We start from the raw sequence: 20,126 nt of genomic DNA, 5'->3' as shown, positions 1-20,126 counted from the left end.
CGCACGGTCACGTTGTCCGCCGTGATCAGCAGCGTGCCCGGCACGTGCACGCCGTCCAGCACCGTGCCCGGCTGGGTCACCCGGTAGGAGTCGCCGTCGAAGTTCAGCGGCAGTTTCTTCAGCTGGGTGCCAGGCGGCACTCCGGTGCAGGCCGGGGTGGGGAAGCCGGAGCAGGTCCGGGAACCGGTGTCCGGGGGCAGCGGGACCGCCGTGAAGGTCGGTGTCGGCGTGGGGGTGGCCGTCCGGCTCGGACTGGGGGTCGGACTGGGGCTCGGGCTACTTGGGCTCGGGCTCGGGCTCGGGCTGGGCGTCACCGTGACGGAGTGCGTCGGGGTCGGCGTCGGGGTTGTGGTCGTCCCGGGCGGGGTGGAGGCGGTTACCGTCTCGGCCGGGGTCACCGGCGGGTTGGAGGCGTTGTCGCCCTTCGGGCGCCAGTCCATCCAGCGGAAGATCGGGTCCACGTAGTAGTGATAGTTCTTCGGGTTCGACTCGCGGGGGAAGCCGCTCGTGCCGTACCGGTAGACGCCGTTGCGCCTGGCGGGGATGGCCATCGGGCCGGCCGAGAGGCCGGTGACGCCGGGCTTGCCGACGTAGGTGCCGTGGGTGCTGTGGTAGGAGATCGTGTACGTGGTTCCCGCGCGCACCTTGACGGGCGCGCCGAACCGGGCCTCCTGCCAGCCGGAGGGCGTCTCGGCGGTGAATTGGACGCTGGCCAGTTTGGCGCCCTTGGCGTCCCAGAGGCTACCGGTGTGTTTGCCCTTCTCGCCCTTGGCCTTGTAGAAGCGCACGCCCGCCACCCAGCCGTCCCGTGCCACGGTGAAGCGGGTGCCCAGTTCCATCGGGGTCTTGTCGCGGTGCAGGGGCGGTTTGATCGTGCTGGTCGGCGTCCAGAAGCTGACCTCCTTCATTTCCGGTAGGGCCGCGGGGGTGGCGGCGGTCAGCTTGGCGGGCTCCGCGCCCGGCTCCTCGCCGCCCCCGGAGGCGAATAACGCCACCGGGACGGCGACCGCCACCAGCGTGCCGGAGAGTGCGAACGCGAGGCGGGAACGGGGTCCCGGGCGGCGTCGCCGGGAAGGGGAGTCGCGACGGTGCGAGTGTGGCTGGGTCATCTATCCGACCTCCGCGCCCTAGGCGCTCGGCTCATCCATACTTTGTCGGCGTTCCGGGGGGACCATTGTGGCGGGTGAGATAACGGACTCGCATCAATTTCGGTGAAATTTCCTCTCATGTCGCTTTAGCTAGCCGATGTACGGTCAACCGATACGACTGTTGAGGAGTCGATACGACGTGAACGGCATCGCCGCCTCCATCGACATCGACGCTTCCAACGACAAGGTGTGGACCTCAACGTGAAATTGCTCATCACCGGTGGGGCCGGTTTCATCGGATCCCATTACGTGCGTACCGTCCTGTCCGGTGGCTATCCGGCTTTCGCCGGCGCCGAGGTCACCGTGCTGGACCGACTGACGTACGCCGGCAACCTGGCCAATCTTGCCCCAGTGTCGGGCCGCTACACCTTCGTGCACGGAGATGTCTGCGATGCCCGGCTGCTGGCCGACCTGGTTCCTGGGCACGACGTGGTGCTGCACTTCGCGGCCGAGTCGCACGTGGACCGGTCGATCGACGGCGCCGCCGACTTCGTCCGTACCAACGTGCTGGGCGCCCAGACGCTGATGGAGGCCTGTCTGGCGGCCAAGGTCGGCCGGGTCGTGCAGGTGTCCACCGACGAGGTCTACGGCTCGATCGAGACCGGCAGCTGGACCGAGGACGCGCCGCCGGCGCCGCGCTCGCCGTACGCGGCGGCCAAGGCGGGCGGGGACATGATCGCGATGGCCTACGCGATCACCCACGGGCTGCCGGTGTCGATCACCCGGTGCGGCAACAACTACGGGCCCTACCAGTTCCCCGAGAAGGTCATCCCGCTGTTCGTGACCAACCTGATCGAAGGCCGCAAAGTCCCGCTGTACGGCGACGGCGGCAACATCCGGGACTGGGTTCACGTGGACGACCACTGCCAGGGCATCCAGCTGGTGGCCGAGCGCGGCGAACCCGGCCAGATCTACCACATCGCCGGCACCGCCGAGCTGTCCAACCTGGAGCTCACCGCGCGGCTGCTGCGCGCCCTGGACGCCGGCTTCGACATGGTGGAGCGGGTGGCCGACCGCAAGGGCCACGACCGGCGCTACTCCCTCGACGACTCCCGGCTGCGTGCGCTGGGTTACGCTCCTCAGGTGAGCTTCGAGGACGGGCTGGCCGCGACCGTGCGCTGGTATGTGGACAACCCCTCCTGGTGGAAGCCGCTGCGGGCGGGGTCCCGCTAGCCGCTGTGCGCACCCTGGAGGTTCAGCAAATCGCCGCCGTGGCTTCGCGTGGCTGGATCGGGCCCGCGCTGTGGGCGCTGCTGGTCCCGTTCGCGGGCTGGGCAGTGCTCAGGCTCACCGGAATCGAGCCCAAGTTCCGCTGGTCCCAGGCGGTCTCCTTCACGCCGTACGCGGCGGCGGCCACGCTGCTGCCGCTGGCGGCGGGCGTCGCGCTGCGGCGCTGGCCGCTGGCGCTGGCCTGGCTGGCGGTGGCGGCCGTGTTCGCGGTGATCGTGCTGCCCCGGGCGCTGCCGGACGGCAACCCGGCCGTCTCCGGCCCGCGCGTCCGGATCATGGCACTGAACGCCTTCAACGGCACTGTGGACGCCGCCGCGCTGATGGCCGCGATCCGCGCCGCCCGGCCGGACGTGCTCACCCTGGTGGAGTATGCGCCCTGGCTGGCCGACTCGCTGGCCGAGCAGGGCCTCGGCGACCTGCTGCCGAACCGGGTGGGAGAGCCGCTTGAGGACGCCTGGGGGTCGGCGGTCTTCTCCCGGTATCCGCTGCGGCCCGGCGACGCCCCGATCCGCGGGCCCGGCCCGGCCCAGATCCCGGCCGTGGTGACCCTGCCCGGGGGGCAGGAGCTGGACGTGGTGGCGGTGCACGCGTGCGCGCCGTCGAGCGGCTGGCGGGCCGGCTGCTGGGAGTCGAGCATCCGGGTGCTGCCCCCGGCCGGCGGCCGGCTGCGGGTGCTGGCCGGGGATTTCAACTCCTCGCTGGACCACGCCGTGCTGCGCGAGCTGGTGGCCACCGGCTACCGCGACGCGGCCGACGTCATGGGCAAGGGCCTGACCATGACCTGGCCCTACTACGAGCAGCCGTCCTTCTTCCCGAAGGTCGCCATCGACCACGTCCTGGCCGACGAGCGCATCGCCGTGCTGGGGTTCGACGCGTTCGCGCTGCCGCACTGTGACCACCGGGCGACGCTCACCGAGCTCGCTCTTCCCGAGATGGGCAGATCATGACCTCCACCTGGCTGGTGACCGGCGCCGCCGGCATGCTCGGCGTCGACCTCGTCGAGGCGCTCGCCCGGGACGGCGAGCACGTCGTCGCGCTCGGCCGGGCCGAACTGGACGTGACCGACCCGGACGCGGTGGCCGCCGCGGTCCGGGACACGGCCCCCCGGGTGGTGATCAACTGCGCGGCCTGGACGGCCGTGGACGACGCCGAGGCGCACGAGCCGGAGGCGCTGGCCGTCAACGGGCACGCGGTGCGCGCGCTGGCCGCGGCCTGCGGTCCCCGGCTGCTGCACGTGTCCACCGACTACGTCTTCGCCGGGACCGGGTCGCGGCCCTACCGGGAGGACGAGGCCACCGATCCGGTCAACGCGTACGGGCGGACCAAGCTGGCCGGGGAGCGGGCTGTGCTGGCGCACGGCGGCACGGTGGTGCGCACCGCCTGGCTGTACGGCGAGCACGGGCCCAGCTTCGCCCGCACGATGATCCGGCTGGCCGGCGCGCAGGACCAGGTCACCGTGGTGGACGACCAGTTCGGGCAGCCGACCTGGACGGCCGACCTGGCGGCGCAGCTGATCCGGCTGGGGCGGGCGCCCGCCCCTGGCGGGATCTACCACGGCACCAGCGGGGGCCGGACCAGCTGGCACGGCTTTGCCCAGGAGATCTTCAAGCTGCTCGGCGCGGACCCGGGCCGGGTGCTCCCCGTCCCCGCGACGCGTTTCCCGCGACCGGCCCGGCGGCCCGCCAACAGCGTGCTGGCCCACGACCGGTGGGCCGCCGCCGGCCTGCCGCCGATCCGGGACTGGCGGGCGGCCCTGCATGCGGCCTGGCCGCGGCTCAATCCGTCCTGAGTGCCCGGTAATACGCCTGGCAGGTGTCGTAGTCGGGCAGCAGACCGGTCGTCATGGCCTCTTTGGCGGTGGGCGCGGTGGCGTCCTTGTCGGACAGCAGGGGGGGCACTCCCGCCGGCCAGTCGATGCCGAGGTCCGGGTCGAGGGGGTGCACGCCGAACTCCCGGCCCGGCGCGTACGGCTGGGAGCACGCGTAGACGACGGTGGCCTGCTCGCTCAACGCCAGGAAGGCGTGCCCGAGCCCTTCCGCCAGATAGATCCCCCTGCGGGTGACGTCGTCGAGGACCACGCTCTCCCAGCGCAGGAACGTGGGCGAGCCCACCCGCAGGTCCACCGCCACGTCCAGCACGGAACCGGACGCGCAGGTGACGTACTTGGCCTGGCCGGGCGGCACCGCCGCGTAGTGCACGCCGCGCAGCACGCCGCGCCGGGAGGTGGAGGTGTTGATCTGGGCGAGCGTCAGCGGATGTCCGGCCGCGGCGCGCAGGTCGGCCGCGCGGAAGGCCTCGTGGAACGTGCCACGGGGGTCGGAGTGCACGGTGGGCGTGTGAACCCACGCTCCGTCGATGCTGAGGCGATCCATGCACGAGAGCATCGCACAGTCGTTCGCCTATGATCACCTGGTTGTAACGCTTGGAGGGAAGGGTCCGAATTATTCGCTGGCAGCCCTGTTGGCTTGGAGGAAATGTCGTCTTATTGACACGCCAACCAACCCCGTCCCAGCCGCGTCTTGGATACGTTGTGAAACATCCGTCACTCAAGATCGGAATGCTATGACCGTCCGTGGGAACGTGCCATCCGAACTCGCCACCGGCGACCTCACCGCCATCACCTGCCGTTTGTGCGGTTCGAGCGGTTTGTCCAGTGTGGTGGACCTCGGTGCGACGCCCCCGTGCGAGCGGTTCTTGACCGCGGCTCAACTGGACCAGCCCGAGATGACGTATCCCCTGCATTTGCGGGTCTGTACGTCATGCTGGCTGGCGCAGATCCCCCCGCTGATTTCACCCGAAGATACATTTACGGAATATGCCTATTTCTCGTCATATTCGTCCTCCTGGGTGGAACACGCGAAAGCGTTCGTGAACGATGTCGTGGACCGGCTGCGGCCGGAGTTCGTGGTGGAGGTGGCCTCCAACGACGGCTACCTGCTGCGGCACGTCGTGGACCGGGGCGTGCGCTGCCTTGGGGTGGAGCCGTCGGCGAACGTGGGGGCGGCGGCACGGGAGCGCGGCGTCGACACGCTGACGGAGTTCCTGTCGCCGGAGCTGGGCGCGCGGGTGCGGGCGGAGCACGGGCCCGCGGACGTGGTCGTGGCCAACAACGTTTATGCCCATATTCCTGATGTATTGGGATTCACCCAGGGTTTGCGGGCGCTGGTCGCGGACGACGGGTGGGTGTCGATTGAGGTCCAGCATCTGCTCACGCTGATGGAGCTGAACCAGTACGACACCATTTATCACGAGCATTTCCAGTACTACTCGGTGGCGTCCGCGCGGCGGGCGCTGGCCGCCGGGGGCCTGGCGCTGGTGGACGTGGAGCTGCTGCCGACGCACGGAGGCTCGCTGCGGCTGTGGGCGCGGCCGGCCGAGCTGAGCGCCGCGGTGAGCGCGCGGGTCGGCGAGGTGATAGCGCGCGAGGAGGCCGCGGGATTGCTGGACATTTCCGGATATGGGCAGTTCGCGGCCCGGGTGGCCGGGGTTCGCCGCGATCTGCTGGCGTTCCTGGTGCAGGCCGCCGCCGAGGGGCGGACGGTGGTCGGGTACGGCGCCCCCGGCAAGGGGAACACGCTGCTGAACCACTGCGGGATCCGGCCGGATCTGCTGGCGTACACCGTCGATCGCAATCCGTACAAGCATGGACGTTTCACGCCGGGCACCCGAGTGCCGATCTTCCCGCCGGAGCGGATCGCGGCGGACCGGCCGGACTACGTGCTGGTGCTGCCCTGGAACCTGAAGACGGAGCTGCTGGACCAGCTGTCCTACGTCCGTGACTGGGGCGGCAAGCTCGTCTTCCCGATTCCGTCGCTGGAGATCGTGTGAGCGGCCCCGGGGAGCTCATGCACGCGCTGGTGCGCCGGCTGCACCCGATCTGCCGCAGCATGACCGGCGACGGCGTCCGCCGCACCCTGGAGATCATCGGCGAGAGCGTCAAGCTGGATGTGCACGAGGTGCCGACCGGCACCCCGGTGCTGGACTGGACGGTCCCCCAGGAGTGGAACATCCGGGACGCCTACCTCAAGGACCGGACCGGCCGCCGGGTGGTGGACTTCGCCGCGAGCCCGCTGCACGTGGTCGGCTACAGCGTCCCGGTGCACGCCACCCTGCCGCTGGCCGAGTTGCGCGAGCACCTGCACACGCTGCCGGACCAGCCGGACCTGATCCCGTACCGGACCGGGTACCACACCGGGACCTGGGGGCTCTGCCTGAGCGAGAACACGCTGCGGGAACTCCAGGACGAGGAGTACGAGGTACACATCGACGCGACCCTCGCCGACGGCCATCTCACCTACGCCGAGCACGTGGTGCCCGGCCGGCAGGCCGACGAGGTGCTGATCGAGTGCCACACCTGCCATCCCGCGCTGGCCAACGAGACGCTGGCCGGCATCGCGGTGGCGGTCCAGCTGGCCCAGGCGCTGGCCGAGATCCCCGGCGGGCCGAGGTTCACCTACCGGTTCCTGTTCGCCCCCGGCACGATCGGCTCGATCACCTGGCTGGCCCGCAACCGGGACCGGGTCGGCCTGGTCAAACACGGCCTGGTGCTGGCCTGCGCGGGCGATCCCGGGCCGCTGCGGTACAAGCGCAGCCGCCGCGGCGACGCCGCCGTCGACCGGGCCGCCGCGTACGCGCTGCGCGACCGGGAGCACACGGTGGTGGATTTCACCCCGTACGGCTACGACGAGCGGCAGTTCTGCTCACCCGGGTTCAACCTGCCGGTGGGCCTGCTGACCAGGTCCCCGAACGAGGGATACCCGGAGTACCACACCTCGTCGGACAATCCCGACCTGGTCACGCCCGACGCCCTGGCCGGCACGCTGGCCGCGGTACGGGAGATCGTGGAGGTGCTGGAAGGCGACCGCGTCTACCTGAACCTTCAGCCGTACGGCGAACCGCAGCTCGGGAGACGGGGACTTTACCGGTCACCCGCCCTGAACCGCGACAACAAGCAGCATCAGATGGCGATCCTATGGATACTTAACTATTCCGACGGTGACCACAGCCTCCTGGACATCGCAGAGCGGTCGGCGATCCCGTTCGCCGCGTTGCTCGAAGCGGCTCGGGTCCTCATCGAGGCCGGTCTCCTGACCGAGGCGCCGCAGTCACCAGATTCGGGCGGGGAGCGAGCATGACCACGGCCACTAAGGCGCCAGAAAGCCTCAAAGCAGGCGATCTGGTCCAGGTACTCAGCGCGGAGGAGATCTTCGCGACGCTGGACGAGCGAGGGGAGCTGGACGGGCTTCCCTTCATGCCGGAGATGCTGGATTACTGCGGCAAGAAGCTCACCGTCTACAAGGTCGCGCACAAACTCTGCGACACCATCGAACGCACCGGTCTGCGGCACCTGCCCGACTCGGTGCACCTGACCGAGTCCCGGTGCGACGGCGGCGCGCACGGCGGCTGCCAGACCGCCTGCCTCTTCTACTGGAAGACCGCCTGGTTACGGAAGGCGGAGGGCACGGCCGACGCGCCGCCGCCCCGCCCGGCCAACCCCTCCGGCCCGGTTGACGTGCAGATCCTGCACCGCAACGCGCGCCGGGAACCATTCCCCGACGGCGCCCCCCGGTACGCCTGCCAGGCGACCGAGATCCTCCGCGCCGCCCCTGGCCGCCTCCCGCTCAAGGACGTCCGGCAGTACGTCTGGGACGTGCGCTCCGGCAACGCCACCGCGTCAGAGACCTTCCGCGCCTTCCTGATCGGCCTGTTCAACCGCCTGCAGAGCGTCAGCCGCCGGGTTCTGCCCCAGTGGCTGTGGATCAAGGGCGGGCTGACGTGGGGCTTCCTCAAGGGCACCGCGACCGGCGGCACGCCGGTGCAGACCCTCGACCTGGAGCCGGGCGAACTGGTCCGGATCAAGTCCAAGGAGGAGATCTCGGCCACCCTCGACCCGCAGCTGCGCAACCGCGGCATGGGCTTCGAGGTCGGCCTGACCGTGTTCTGCGGCCAGACCGCCCGGGTGGTCGGCCGGGTGGAGCGCTGCCTGGACGAGCCGACCGGCCGGATGCTGACCATGAAGACGCCCTGCATCGTGCTGGAGGACATCGTCTGTCCCGGCGTCCCCAACCTCAACTGCCCCCGCGGGCACCTGCCGTTCTGGCGCGAGATCTGGCTGGAACGCGTCGGGCCGCGCTGACCCATCCCCGAGAAGATCACTCCTAGGAGAGCACAGATGTTAGTGTCCATCGGTTTGCCGGTATACAACGGCGCCGACGTCATGGAAGGCGTGGTCCGCTCGGTCCTCGCACAGGAGCACGGCGATGTCGAGCTGGTCATCACCGACAACGCCTCCACCGACTCCACCGAGGAGCTGTGCCGGGGCCTGGCCGCGGAAGACAGTCGCATCTCCTACTACCGCCAGCCCGAGAACCTGGGGATGCTGCGCAACTTCGACTTCGCCCTCCAAGCCGCCAAAGGCGAGTTCTTCCGGTGGATCGGGGACGACGACCGGCTCGACCCCACCTACTCCACCAAGTGCCTGGACGCGTTCGCCGCCGACCCCCGGCTGCTGATGGTCACCACCCAGATCTCCTACACCGACACCCGCGACGGCGTGGTCCGCACCCAGCGGTACGAGGAGGCCCGGCCGGGCGCCGGTCTCAACTCCAGCGACCCCGTGGCGCGTGTCGCGGAGCTGTCGCGCCTGCTCAACGAGAGCTACCTGATCATCGACCCGCTTTACGGCATGGTCCGCCGCGCTCCCGTGGTCGCCATGGCGCCCCGCCGCAACATGCCGCGCGAGGACCAGGTGTTCGCCGCCCGGCTGGTCATGGAAGGGCCGTGGCAGCACATCAACGAGGTGCTGGCCGAGCGGCACTGGGACATCAAGCACCGCGGCAAGCTGGCCCGCCGCCTCGGTGTGCCCACATGGAAGGGCTACTGCTCCACATTGCTCCAGTGCCAGGAGACGCTCTACTGGGCGCACGCGCATGTCGAGGCCGGCACGCTGACGTCCGATCAGTACCGCCAGATCCGGGCCGCCGTTCGCGGCCTGTACATGCGCCGGCACCGCGAGACCGCGGTACGCCGGGTCCGCAAGGTCACCCGGATGGCCTTCGGCCGGTCGTGACCCCCGCGAGTCAGGCGGGGTTCGGCGAGATACCGTGATCGGCCCCGCCAACCTCCGCCAGACCCGCCGCGTCATTCAATACGTTATGTCCGTGACTGGGGAGGCGTAATCGCCTTCCCGATACCGTCTGTGGAGATCGTGTGAAGGTCGTCCTGTTCTGCGGCGGGTACGGCACTCGGATGCGCAGCGGCGCACCGGGCGAGGTGCCCAAGCCGATGCAACTGGTCGGTCCCCGGCCGCTGATCTGGCATGTGATGCGGTACTACGCGTATTTCGGCCATACCGACTTCGTGCTGTGCCTGGGGTACGGCGCACACCACATCAAGGACTTCTTCCTGCACTACGAGGAGACCGCCTCCAACGACTTCGTGATGCGCGGCGGCCAGGTGGAACTGCTGTCCACCGACATCTCCGACTGGTCCATCACGTTCGTGGACACCGGCCTGGACTCGCCGATCGGGGAGCGGCTGCGCCGGGTGCGCCCGTATGTGGCCGATTCGGAGATGTTCCTGGCCAACTACGCCGACGTGCTCACCGACGCGCCGCTGGACGACATCGTGGCCCGGTTCGCCGCGTCGGACGCCGGGGCGTCGATGACTGTGGTGCCCCCCTCGGACACCTTTCACTGCATCGAACTGGCCGAGGACGGCCGGGTGGGGGGCATCACCCCGGTAAGCGAAATGCCCTTGTGGGCTAACGGCGGATATTTCGTGCTCAGGCAGGAGATCTTCGATTACCTTCCGGAGAACGGCGACCTGGTCGCGGACGGCTGCGCCGAGCTGGCCAAGCGCGGCAAACTGCTCGCCTACCCCCATCGCGGGTTCTGGCGGCCGACCGACACCGTCAAGGAACGTATCGCTTTAAACGAGGAGTACGCGCGCGGCCAGCGCCCCTGGGCGCTGTGGGAGCGCGCGTGATCGGCCTGCGCCCGCCCGCCGTCGCCGCCGTCGCCGCGCTGGCCGCACACTGCGACGACCTCGCCATCGGCGCCGGCGGGACCCTGCTCACCCTCTGCGCGTCCCGCCCCGGCCTGCGGGTGGACGCGCTGGTGCTGTCCGGCGGCGGCACCGAACGGGAGGAGGAGGAACGGGCCGCGCTGGCCGCGTTCTGCCCGGACGCCGACCTGCGGATCACCGTGCTCAAGATCCCGGACGGGCGGCTGCCCGCGCACTGGGACGAGGCCAAGGACGCCGTGGCGGAACTGCGCCGCCAGAGCGACCCGCAGCTGGTGCTCGCCCCCTGGCGCGGCGACGCACACCAGGACCACCGGGGGCTGGCCAAACTGGTGCCCACCGTGTTCCGCGACCACCTGGCGTTGTCCTACGAGATCGTGAAATGGGACGGCGACCTGGCCGCCCCCTCGGTCTACCAGCCGCTCGCCGCCGAGATCGCCGAGACCAAGGTGAGCCTGCTCCAGCAGCACTACCCGTCCCAGCGTGCCAAGCCGTGGTACGACCGGGAGGCGTTCCTCGGCCTGGCCCGCATCCGCGGAATCGAATGCCACGCCCGCTACGCCGAGGCATTCCATGTGAACAAACTGACGCTCGATCTGGAGAACTGATGCGGGTACTGCTGACCGGTCACCAGGGTTACCTGGGCACCGTGATGGCCCCGGTGCTCACCGCCGCCGGGCACGAGGTGACCGGGCTGGACTCCGGCCTGTTCGCCGACTGCCTGCTCGGGCCCGCGCCGGCCGAGGGCGAGTCCGTCGCCGTCGACCTGCGTGACGTGCGGCCCGAGCAGCTGGCCGGTTTCGACGCGGTCGCGCACCTGGCCGCGCTGTCCAACGACCCGCTGGGCGCGCTGGCCCCCGAGCTCACCTACGACATCAACCACCACGCCTCCTCACGGCTGGGCCGGCTCGCCAAGGACGCCGGGGTGAGCCGGTTCCTGTACGCCTCCACCTGCTCGGTCTACGGCGCCTCCGGCGGGGACGAACTGCTCGGCGAGGACGCCCCGCTGCGGCCGGTCACGCCGTACGCGGAGTCCAAGGTCCGGGTCGAGGACGACCTGCTGGCGCTGGCCGACGACGACTTCACGCCGGTGTTCCTCCGCAACGCCACCGCGTTCGGGTTCTCGCCCCGGCTGCGGGCCGACATCGTGCTCAACAACCTGGTCGGGCACGCGTACCTGTCGGGCGAGGTCCGGGTGCTCTCCGACGGCACGCCGTGGCGTCCGCTGGTGCACGCGCTGGACATCGCCGAGGCGTTCGCGGCCACCCTGACCGCCCCGAAGGCGGCGGTGCACGGCCAGGCCTTCAACGTCGGCTCCGAGCAGAACAACCTGACCGTGGCCGAGATCGCGGCCGAGGTGGTCGAGGCGGCGCCCGGGTCCGTGCTGACCATCACCGGCGAGAGCGGCGCCGACCCGCGCTCCTACCGGGTGGACTTCACCAAGATCAGAGCCGCGCTGCCCGGGTACGAGGCGAGCTGGACGGTGAAGGCCGGCGCGGTCGAACTGCTGGACGCCTACCGGCGTCACGGGCTGACCGAGCACGACTTCGTGCACCGGTTCACCCGGCTCGCCCGGCTGTCCGCCCGCCGCGCGGACGGCACGATAGACGACTCGCTCCGCCCGTGACCACCGACCAGCCGGTGAGCACGGATCAGCCCACGCCCGGCTCGCTGCGGCGCAAGGCCGGGCGCGGGCTCGGCTGGAGCCTGCTCGGCAACCTGGTGATGAAGGCGGGCTCCTTCGTCATGGGCCTGATCCTGGCCCGCCTGCTGGCCCCCGAGGACTTCGGCGTCTACGCGGTGGCGCTGGCCGCCACCAACGTGGTGATGGTGGTGAAGGACCTCGGCATCATGGCCGCCACCATCCAGTGGCGCGGCTCGGTCGAGGAGATGGCCCCCACCGCCACGCTGCTGAACCTGTTCTCGGCGACCGCGCTCTACGGCGCGTTCTGGGTGGGCGCGCCGTACTTCGCGGCGGCCGCGGGCAGCCCGGAGGCGGCCCCGGTGGTGCGGCTGCTGACCGCGGTCATCCTGGTCGAGGCGATCACCGCGGTCCGCGTCGGGGTGCTGCTGCGCCGGTTCCAGCAGGACAAGAGCAGCATGGCCATCCTGGCCGGGTTCTTGGTCAACGCCGCTCTGTCCGTCACGCTGGCGGCCAGGGGTGCCGGGCCGTACAGCTTCGCCTGGGGGCAGGTGGCGGCGGCGGTGGTGACCGGCGTCCTGGTGCTGTTCTGGGCGAAGATGCCGTTCCAGATGGGCTTCGACCGGGCCGTCGCCGGGCGGCTGCTGCGCTTCGGCATCCCGTCCGCGGCCGGGATCGGCCTGGAGACCGTGCTGGTCAACGTCGGTTATGTCATCGTCGGCAACATCATGGGCGAGCAGCAGCTCGGCTATTACCTGCTGGCTTTCAACGTCTCCAGCTGGGTGCCCGGCCTGGTCGGCACCGCGATCCGGCAGGTGTCGCTGGCCGGCTTCTCCCGGCTGGCCGAGGGCGAGGACGACGGGCTCTCCCGGGGGGTGCAGAGCTCGGTCACCCTGCTGTTCACCGCCGTACTGCCGCTGGCGCTGCTGATGGGCCTGCTGGCGCACCCGATCATCTCCGTGCTGTACGGCGCCGAGTGGGACCAGGCCGCCGGGGTGCTGCGTTTCCTGGCGCTGCTGATGCTGGTCCGCATGCTCACCTCGTTCGCCCTGGACATCCTCAACGGCCAGGGCGCCACCCGCGCCACGGTGTGGATGAACATCGGCTACGGCGTCGCCATGGTGCCCATCGTCATCGTCGGCACTCACCTCGAAGGCATCCGCGGCGCCGCCGCGGGCCAGGCGGGGGCGGCCCTGCTGGTCGCGCTGCCGCTGGCCGTGGTGGCGGTGAACCGGGCCGGAATCCGGCTCAGACCGATCCTGCCGGCTCTGGTCCGCCCGCTGTCGGGCGGTCTGGCCCTGGTCGCGGTCGCCCTGCCGGTGGCCTACCTGACCGCCGGCCACCCGTTCGTCTCGCTGGCGCTGGCCGGCGCCGCCGGGCTGGTCGTCTACGTGCTGCTGGTGGTGCCGTTCGACAAGATCAAATCCTTCGCCGGCCGGGCTACCCGGCTGATGGCCTCCGGCCGCTGAGCCGGGCCAGGATCGCCGCGCGCAGCTCCGGCCAGGTCCGGTGCCGCTGGAAGGGCAGCTCGAACACGGCCGCGAAGCCGCGCGCCACCAGCAGCGTCACCGGCACGCACAGCGCCAGCGTGGCCAGGAAGGCGGGCACGCCCGGGGCCAGGTTCGGGGCGATCACCAGCGTGTGCAGCACGACCACCAGCGGCGCGTGGGTGAGGTAGAGGCTGTAGGAGAAGGAACCGAGCGAGCGCAGCGGCCGGGTGTCCAGCAGTCCTGTCAGCCGGCCGGGCCTGCCCGCCGCGAGGGCGGCCAGCAGGCAGCCCACGGCCGGTCCGAGCGCCAGGTCCACCCAGTAGAAGTTCTCGACCGTCCAGACCGAGCCGCGCACCGCGATCAGGGTCACCACCGGGACGGCCGTCAGCAGCGACAGCCAGCCCCACGGCGCCCGGAGCCAGCGCCCTCCGGCCACCCCGGCGGCCATCGCGCCGATCGCGAACAGCAGCGCGAACTGCGGGGTGAAGCGCATCAGCAGCTCCACGGCCGGGACCGAGGGCGCGAGCAGGCCGATCGCTGCCACCACCGCGCCGACGGCGCCCAGCATCGCCAGGACCCCGGCCCGGCGCACCAGGAGCAGCAGCAGCGGGAACACCAGGTACAGCTGGGCTTCGATGGCGATGGACCAGAACGCCCCGTTCGGGCTGGGGGAGCCGAACACGTCCTGGACCAGCAGCCCGTAAAAGAGCACCGACTTGGCCGTGGGAGGCCCCTCGCCGGGCTGTGGGACGAGCGTCCAGGCGATCACGAGGCTAATCGCCAGCGCCGGCCAGTAGGGCGGCAGGATGCGCCACAGCCGCCGGTGCGCGAATCGCCCGAGGCCGCCGAGCGCCCAGTCCCGGCGGGCCGGGGCGACCGCCAGGGAGAAGCCGGACAGCACGATGAACACGACCACCGCGAAGTGCCCGTAGAGCATCCACGAGGCCCAGCCGGGGCCGGTGTCGGCGGGGAAGCCGGGGAACGCCAGCAGCCGGCAGTGGTGCAGGACCACGAAGAGGGCGGCGAGCCCGCGGATGCCGTCCAAGCCCCCCAGGCGGCGTCGCGCCGCAGCGGCCGGTTCAGCCGTCCCAGCAGCCGTCCCAGCGGTCGTCCCGGCCGTCAGCCGATCCGCAGCAGACGTCATGTGCGTCCCTTCCCCAACTACTCCTGATCCGACTTCTGGCCCTGAAGGGTCTATCGGCAGGGGCAGACGCGATGTAACGGTTGTGGAGAGTGCATAGAGTAGAAAGTAAGCGGATGGTCTGTGGAGGGTCTACGGAACGTCTGCCATCGATCACTGCTCGGTTACGAATGTAACGATCAAGGAGTTGTGGGCGATTCCAACCATGTAGGGTCGGGGCCGCCCGAGGCGCTCCCGTGCGCCATGACATGGGCGGGGAATACAGATGGATTTTTGGAAGATCATCCTCAGCCTAGCTGCACGGAAGTTGGTGGGACCGCCACTGGTTCTACTTTCGCTTGCCGTAGCAGGGGCGACTTTTTATTTTGTACCGGTCCATTTCTCGTCGAACGTCCTGATGGTGCTGACTACCTCGGCCAAGGGGGTCTCCACCGACCCGAGCAAGCCGAGCGGTTTGACCAACCCGTTGCTTCAGTTCACCGATGGGCTCAAGACGACGGCGAGCATCCTGATCCAGTCGATGAACGCGCCCGAGGTCCGCAAGTCGCTTGGCGCTCCGGTAGGCGGTTCCACCGATCTGGTGATCGACGACGGACGCACCAATCCTGATCTGCTGGACATCTCCGGGCCGTACATCTACATCTCGGTGGACGCGCCCACCGCCGCGCACGCCGGCACGGTGCTGGACCGGACCCAGAAGCTGATCCGGGATCAGCTGGAGAGCCGCCAGAAGGTGCTGGGCGCGCCTGCCTCCACCTTCATCACGGTGGCGGAGGTGGTCCCGGAGTCGGTCCCGGAGATCCAGCTGGGCGGCAAGTGGCAGGGTGCGGCGGCGGCGTTCGTGCTCACCCTGGCGGCCACCTTCGGGCTGGCCTACGCGCTGGTCCGATCGCGGCTGCCGAAGCAGCGGCCACTGGTTCGGTCGGCGCCCGTCCGGCCGAGCGGCCGGGCCGAGTCGACGGCCGTCGTGCCGTCCTTCGGCGATCTGGACGACGTCACCGCCACCATGCAGTGGCGGGCGGACCAGATGATCCGCAAGACGTATCCGCCGATGATCAGCAGCGCGGTGGTGCGGGTGGACGAGGAGCGGCGGGAGGAGCCCCGCCGGCCGGCGGACGATGACGAGTACACCGTGGTGGTGGTCGTGCCCGACTCGGTCTCCGACGGGGACGAGGCCCGGGTGAGCCACTGGGGCGCGTCCAACGGCAACTCCCCCGACGATCACCACCAGCCGTCCTGACCGGCCCGTCCGCGTTTCCCGTCGCATGACCGCGGGGTCAGCTTCCGTCGAGTTCGACGCAGTGCCGCTCCGCCGCCCGGCGGACCTCCAGCGGCGTCCCCGAGTGAGAGCTGATCATCATGCCCACCGCGTCGGGCCCGAGGCGCTCGGCGAAGGCCAGGGCCGCCTGGTGGTCCATCGGCGACCGGTCATAGCTGCTGTGGCAGACGATCGGGCTGGTCGGGGGGCGGCGGGCGAGTGTCTCGTCGGCGTAGACGCCGTACACGATGAACTCGGAGATGTGCAGCTGGGAGTTGAAGGCGTCGGCCCAGTGCCGGCCGGTGGTCTCGCTGATCCGGGCCTGCATGGCCCGCACGATGGCCGGGTCCCAGAACACCAGCGCGTCCACGTAGTCGGGCAGCGGCGGGGGCGGCGCGGGCGGCAGGCCGAGGAGTTCCCTGGCGACCCGGTGCCAGATGACGTGGCGGTCCATGCCCGCGTTGACCGCGTTCTCCTTGCGGAACAGCGACAGCTCGCCGTCCACCCGGAAGCTCTCAGCCTTGGTCGGCCGGATCAGGGTCACGTCCGAGTCGGCCAGCAGCACGACGTCCGCCTCGATCAGCCCGGCGGCGGCGATCTTGGCGGTCTGCTGCATCACCCAGCCGCGGACTGGTGGCCAGGGCCGCGCCGCGTTCAGCCACACCCCGCCCGGCATTCGCCAGTAGCGGCGCGGGATCAGCTCCGGGTGGGTCCAGATCCGGCAGCGCGGGCCCGCGTACCGGGCGAAGGCGCTCTTGTGGGCGGCGGGAACGATCACGTGGTGCACGGTGTCGTCGGAGGTGAACTCCAGCACGGAACGGTGCAACTCGGCGAAGAATTCCGCGTCGGGCTTCCAGGTCGGCGTGATGACGGCTAACTCAGTCATGGCCGGCGGTCTCCCGTCTTTCTGACACGTACGGTGACATGAGCGAACATTCCCCGCGATGGAAGGCTAGGCTACGCCCCGAGGCGTCCTCACATCAGCTATCGGCACATCATCTGACTCGTTACGCATGGCCGTAACACCACCCGTATCACGTGGCGATAGCCATGAGAGGTTCGGGGAAGGAATCACATGGACTTCTGGGGGACGGTCCTCGTCCTGTTCAGGCGGTGGTACGTCGCCCTTCCGGTGTTGCTGCTCGGTCTCGGCGGGGCGGGGCTGGCGTACGCCAGCATTCCGCCGACGTACCTGTCCAACGGGGTGATCGTGCTGAGCATCCCCAGGACCGGGGGAACGGTCCCGCCGAACCCGCGACTGCCCAACCCGATCACCAATCCGCTGCTCAACTTCGACTACGGGCTGAACATGACCGCGTCGATCCTGATCCAGGCGATGGGGTCCCCCGAGGTGGCGGGCGAACTGGGGGTCACCCCCGGCGACGCGACCTCCTACAAGGTCAGCAACGGCAGCACCAACCCGGAGAGCATGTCCAGCGGCCCGTTCGTGTTCGTGTACGCGGAGAGCGACAGCCCGGAGGGCGCCCGCGACATGGTGGCCCGGGTGATGGCCAGGACCAAAGTGGAGTTGCTGAACCGGCAGACGAAGGTGAACGCGCCGCGGGAGACCTTCCTCACCGCCATGGACGTGGTCTCCCCGACCACGCCCCAGCCGGAACAGGGCAGCCGGGCCCGCGCCGCCGCCGCGGCGGCCGGGGTGGGCGCGCTGCTGAGCCTGTGGTCCACGTTCGCGGTGGAGAGCTACCTGGTGTCCCGCCGGGCCCGGCGCGGCGCCCAGCGGCCCGGACGGGCGTCCGCGGCTTCCCGCGACGCACAGCCCTCCGGCGTGGCCGGATGACGGCCGCCGCGCTGGACACCCCGCTGCGCCGGCGCGCGGACGGCGCGAGCCTGCTGTGCGTCTGCGTGCTGGTGCTGCTGCTGACCCCGGCCCGGCTGGTGGTGCGCGGCCTGCCCATGTCGCTGACCATGTCCGACCTGCTCGGCCTGACCACCCTCACCCTGTGGATGTGCGCGCACACCACCACCACCCTGGGCATCGCCAAGGGCGGCAACGCGGTCCGCCGCGCCCTCTTCGCGTACGCGCTGGCCATCGTCTTCCTGTACGGCTACGCCACCTACGCCTACCTGCCCAGCGACGAGCTCAACTCGGCCGACCACTCGCTGGTGCTGATCGTGGCCAACCTGGGGCTGGCGCTGGGCATGTGCGACGCGGTGCGCGGCCGGGAGCGGCTGGACTTCGTGCTGAAGGGCCTGGTGGTGGCCGGGGCCGGGATGGCGGTCGTGGGAGCGGTCCAATGGATCCTCGGGTTCGACCTCACGGCGTACATGAAACTGCCCATTCTCAGCTCCAACGACGTGGCGGTGGACGCGGTGGAGGCCCGGTCGGGCATTCAGCGGGTGCCGTCCACCACCGGGCACCCGATCGAGTTCGGCGTGATCATGGCGATGATCCTGCCGTTCGCGCTCCACTACGGCTTCCACGCCCGGGATCGCGGCGAGTCGCCCCGGCGCTGGTGGATCGCCGCCGCGATGATCGCGGCCGGTCTGATGTTCGCGGTCTCCCGTTCCGGCATCCTGGCCGTCCTGACGGTCGGCGTCGTGCTCTTCCTCGGCTGGACCAACCGCCGCAGAGTCCAGGCGCTCGGCGTCGTGGTGCTCTTCCTGGCCGTGGTGAAGGTGCTCTTCCCCGGGCTGCTCGGCGCGTTCTACACCTTGTTCACCAACATCGGCAGGGACGACAGCATCCGCTACCGGGTGCACGACTACCCGAACGCGATCGAGGAGTTCCTGCGCAGCCCCTTGTTCGGCCGCGGCATCGGCACCTGGTACGCGCCCAAGCACCAGGTCTTCGACAACCAGTATCTGCTCACCCTGGTCGAGGCCGGGGCGCTGGGCATCGCCGCCTTCGTCGGCATCGTCCTGGTCGGCGTGTACGGGGCCGTCCGGGCCCGCCACCTCAGCGACGACCCACGCGACCGCAACCTCGCCCTGACCCTGGCGGCGGCCACGATCGTCCCGCTGGTCGGCGCGATCACCTTCGACCTGCTGGCCTTTCCCCAGATCGCGTCCCTGATGTTCTTCATGATCGGGGCCTGCGGCTCCCTGTTGCGCATAGCCGAGAACGAGCGCGGGGAACTCGGTTCCCGGGGGTTCAGTCGTGCCGTTCCGGTGGGGGGATAGGGCGGCCGGTGTCGTGCCACACGTTGCCCTCGTTTCTGGTCATGATCGAGCGGGTGCTGAGCAGGATCGGGCAGACGTAGGCGGAGTGCCGCCCGAACCGGTTGCCGGCCACCTCGATCCCGGTCAGCGGGCCGGCCAGCACGGTGTGGTCGAAGTTGAGCACGCAGGCGCCGCCGTCCAGCAGGTTGCCGACCACCCGGGTGTCGTGTGCCGAGGTCTGCAGCGCGGCGTTGGCCTGCTTGGTGGTGGACATGTCGATGGTGTTGTGCCGCAGCGTGACGTCACGCTCCCCGGCGAAGGACTGCACGCCGTCGTTGTGGGTCGGGCCGCCGTCCTGGTTCGGGTCGCGGGCGAACCAGGTCATGTCGTGGATGTAGGAGTCCTGGATGAGCGTGTGGCTGTTGGCCTTGACGCCGTCCACGCCGCCCCGGATGTCGGCCCGGTAGATCCGGGTGTTCTTGGTCCACAGGCCGTCGACGGTGGCCGACGGGTGGGACGGGACGAAGTCGGAGGAGATCACTACGGTGTTCCGGCCGCGCTCGGTGTCCAGCAGGGCCGCGTTGCGGTCGGTGGCGCGGCCCCGGAAGACACAGTCGCGGAAGGTGACGCCGGACCCGGTGACGGTGACGAAGCCGTGGAAGTCCTTGCCGGTGATGACCAGGTTGTCGGCGCTGATGGTCTGGTCGCCGCGCACCACGGTCAGCTTGGTTCCCTCGGGCACGCCGGTGCTGGCCGCGTCCGGGTAGCCGGGCAGGGCGGGCGGCGGCCCGGTTGGTTCAGGTGATTCGTGCGGTGTGCGGGAGCCCGTCGGCACGGCCGGATCGGCCAGGGCCCGGCCGTCGGACGCGCACCCGGTCAGCGTGGCCGCGATCAGGAGGGCGACGGTCAGGAGGGCGACGGTCAGGAGGGCGACGGTCAGGTGGGGCACTCCAGCGGGCCCACCACGGCGGTGACGTTGTAGCCGTCGTCGATGGTGACGAGCTTGTTGTCTTCCCATGTGGTGTTCCCGCAGTCGATCGAGGCAGGGCCGAAGTCCCAGGATTCATTGACCACG

At 70.2% G+C, this 20,126-nt stretch carries 19 protein-coding genes; 14 read left to right on the top strand and 5 right to left on the bottom strand.

All coding sequences use genetic code 11. The features are described 5' to 3' along the window. On the bottom strand, window positions 1-1,109 hold a 1,109-nt coding region (locus tag Acor_RS39610; RefSeq protein WP_155341913.1), incomplete at its 3' end, for a DUF4082 domain-containing protein. Between the two features lie 240 nt (window positions 1,110-1,349). Between Acor_RS39610 and rfbB the strand changes: the two genes are divergently transcribed. The 3 genes from rfbB to rfbD are packed head-to-tail and all read left to right on the top strand — an operon-like array spanning window position 1,350 to window position 4,167. Beyond that, window positions 1,350-2,321 (top strand): dTDP-glucose 4,6-dehydratase, encoded by a 972-nt coding sequence (gene rfbB / locus Acor_RS39605; RefSeq protein WP_155341912.1) that lies wholly within the window; start codon window positions 1,350-1,352, stop codon window positions 2,319-2,321. A 5-nt stretch (window positions 2,322-2,326) separates the two neighbouring features. After that, entirely contained in the window at window positions 2,327-3,325 is a 999-nt protein-coding gene (locus Acor_RS39600; protein ID WP_155341911.1) for an endonuclease/exonuclease/phosphatase family protein, read from the top strand. Continuing rightward, a complete protein-coding gene (gene rfbD, locus Acor_RS39595; RefSeq protein WP_155341910.1) occupies window positions 3,322-4,167 on the top strand; it encodes a dTDP-4-dehydrorhamnose reductase in 846 nt (281 codons plus the stop codon). Before Acor_RS39600 ends, rfbD begins: the two co-directional genes overlap by 4 nt. On the opposite strand, the gene rfbC is transcribed toward rfbD, so the two are convergent. Further along, entirely contained in the window at window positions 4,154-4,750 is a 597-nt protein-coding gene (rfbC, locus tag Acor_RS39590) for a dTDP-4-dehydrorhamnose 3,5-epimerase (protein ID WP_155341909.1), read from the bottom strand. The genes rfbD and rfbC overlap by 14 nt on opposite strands. On the opposite strand from rfbC, the gene Acor_RS39585 reads away from it, so the two are divergent. From Acor_RS39585 to Acor_RS39550, 8 genes are all read left to right on the top strand, one after another. Continuing rightward, the gene (locus tag Acor_RS39585; protein ID WP_479688464.1) at window positions 4,734-6,206 is read left to right on the top strand and encodes a class I SAM-dependent methyltransferase; all 1,473 of its coding nucleotides are present in this window, start codon (window positions 4,734-4,736) and stop codon (window positions 6,204-6,206) included. The two genes, rfbC and Acor_RS39585, sit on opposite strands and share 17 nt — an antisense overlap. Beyond that, complete coding sequence (locus tag Acor_RS39580; protein ID WP_246239785.1) at window positions 6,203-7,513, top strand: DUF4910 domain-containing protein; 1,311 nt, start codon at window positions 6,203-6,205, stop codon at window positions 7,511-7,513. The genes Acor_RS39585 and Acor_RS39580 overlap by 4 nt, the downstream gene beginning before the upstream one ends. After that, entirely contained in the window at window positions 7,510-8,514 is a 1,005-nt protein-coding gene (locus Acor_RS39575) for a hypothetical protein (RefSeq protein ID WP_155341907.1), read from the top strand. The genes Acor_RS39580 and Acor_RS39575 overlap by 4 nt, the downstream gene beginning before the upstream one ends. A 36-nt stretch (window positions 8,515-8,550) precedes the next feature. Beyond that, window positions 8,551-9,447, top strand: coding sequence for a glycosyltransferase family 2 protein (locus Acor_RS39570; RefSeq protein WP_155341906.1), 897 nt, complete (start codon window positions 8,551-8,553; stop codon window positions 9,445-9,447). A gap of 140 nt (window positions 9,448-9,587) precedes the next feature. Then, the gene (locus Acor_RS39565) at window positions 9,588-10,364 is read left to right on the top strand and encodes a sugar phosphate nucleotidyltransferase (protein WP_155341905.1); all 777 of its coding nucleotides are present in this window, start codon (window positions 9,588-9,590) and stop codon (window positions 10,362-10,364) included. Then, on the top strand, window positions 10,361-11,008 hold the full coding sequence (locus Acor_RS39560) for a PIG-L deacetylase family protein (protein WP_155341904.1): 648 nt from the start codon (window positions 10,361-10,363) through the stop codon (window positions 11,006-11,008). Before Acor_RS39565 ends, Acor_RS39560 begins: the two co-directional genes overlap by 4 nt. Next, complete coding sequence (locus Acor_RS39555) at window positions 11,008-12,027, top strand: NAD-dependent epimerase/dehydratase family protein (protein ID WP_155341903.1); 1,020 nt, start codon at window positions 11,008-11,010, stop codon at window positions 12,025-12,027. The genes Acor_RS39560 and Acor_RS39555 overlap by 1 nt, the downstream gene beginning before the upstream one ends. After that, window positions 12,024-13,511, top strand: a complete 1,488-nt coding sequence (locus Acor_RS39550) for an oligosaccharide flippase family protein (protein WP_246239783.1) — start codon at window positions 12,024-12,026, stop codon at window positions 13,509-13,511. Before Acor_RS39555 ends, Acor_RS39550 begins: the two co-directional genes overlap by 4 nt. On the opposite strand, the gene Acor_RS39545 is transcribed toward Acor_RS39550, so the two are convergent. Next, a complete protein-coding gene (locus Acor_RS39545) occupies window positions 13,483-14,676 on the bottom strand; it encodes an acyltransferase family protein (protein WP_155341902.1) in 1,194 nt (397 codons plus the stop codon). The genes Acor_RS39550 and Acor_RS39545 overlap by 29 nt on opposite strands. A gap of 394 nt (window positions 14,677-15,070) precedes the next feature. Here Acor_RS39545 and Acor_RS39540 point away from each other — a divergent pair, with 394 nt between their 5' ends. Next, window positions 15,071-15,913: a hypothetical protein gene (locus Acor_RS39540; RefSeq protein ID WP_155341901.1), complete on the top strand. Its 843-nt coding sequence runs from the start codon at window positions 15,071-15,073 to the stop codon at window positions 15,911-15,913. Between the two features lie 37 nt (window positions 15,914-15,950). Here the strand turns inward: Acor_RS39540 and Acor_RS39535 are convergent, their stop codons facing one another. Beyond that, window positions 15,951-16,817: a DUF6492 family protein gene (locus Acor_RS39535; RefSeq protein WP_155341900.1), complete on the bottom strand. Its 867-nt coding sequence runs from the start codon at window positions 16,815-16,817 to the stop codon at window positions 15,951-15,953. 189 nt (window positions 16,818-17,006) lie between these two features. On the opposite strand from Acor_RS39535, the gene Acor_RS39530 reads away from it, so the two are divergent. Together Acor_RS39530 and Acor_RS39525 are read left to right on the top strand one after the other, a co-directional pair. Next, a complete protein-coding gene (locus Acor_RS39530; protein WP_155341899.1) occupies window positions 17,007-17,729 on the top strand; it encodes a hypothetical protein in 723 nt (240 codons plus the stop codon). Then, entirely contained in the window at window positions 17,726-19,072 is a 1,347-nt protein-coding gene (locus tag Acor_RS39525) for an O-antigen ligase family protein (RefSeq protein ID WP_155341898.1), read from the top strand. Before Acor_RS39530 ends, Acor_RS39525 begins: the two co-directional genes overlap by 4 nt. Here the strand turns inward: Acor_RS39525 and Acor_RS39520 are convergent. After that, entirely contained in the window at window positions 19,044-20,000 is a 957-nt protein-coding gene (locus tag Acor_RS39520; RefSeq protein ID WP_155341897.1) for a hypothetical protein, read from the bottom strand. The genes Acor_RS39525 and Acor_RS39520 overlap by 29 nt on opposite strands. Window positions 20,001-20,126 lie beyond the last annotated feature (126 nt).

Source organism: Acrocarpospora corrugata (assembly GCF_009687845.1).
In the GTDB taxonomy this organism is placed as follows: Bacteria; Actinomycetota; Actinomycetes; order Streptosporangiales; family Streptosporangiaceae; genus Acrocarpospora; species Acrocarpospora corrugata.
This window is presented reverse-complemented; position numbering and strand designations above follow the sequence as displayed.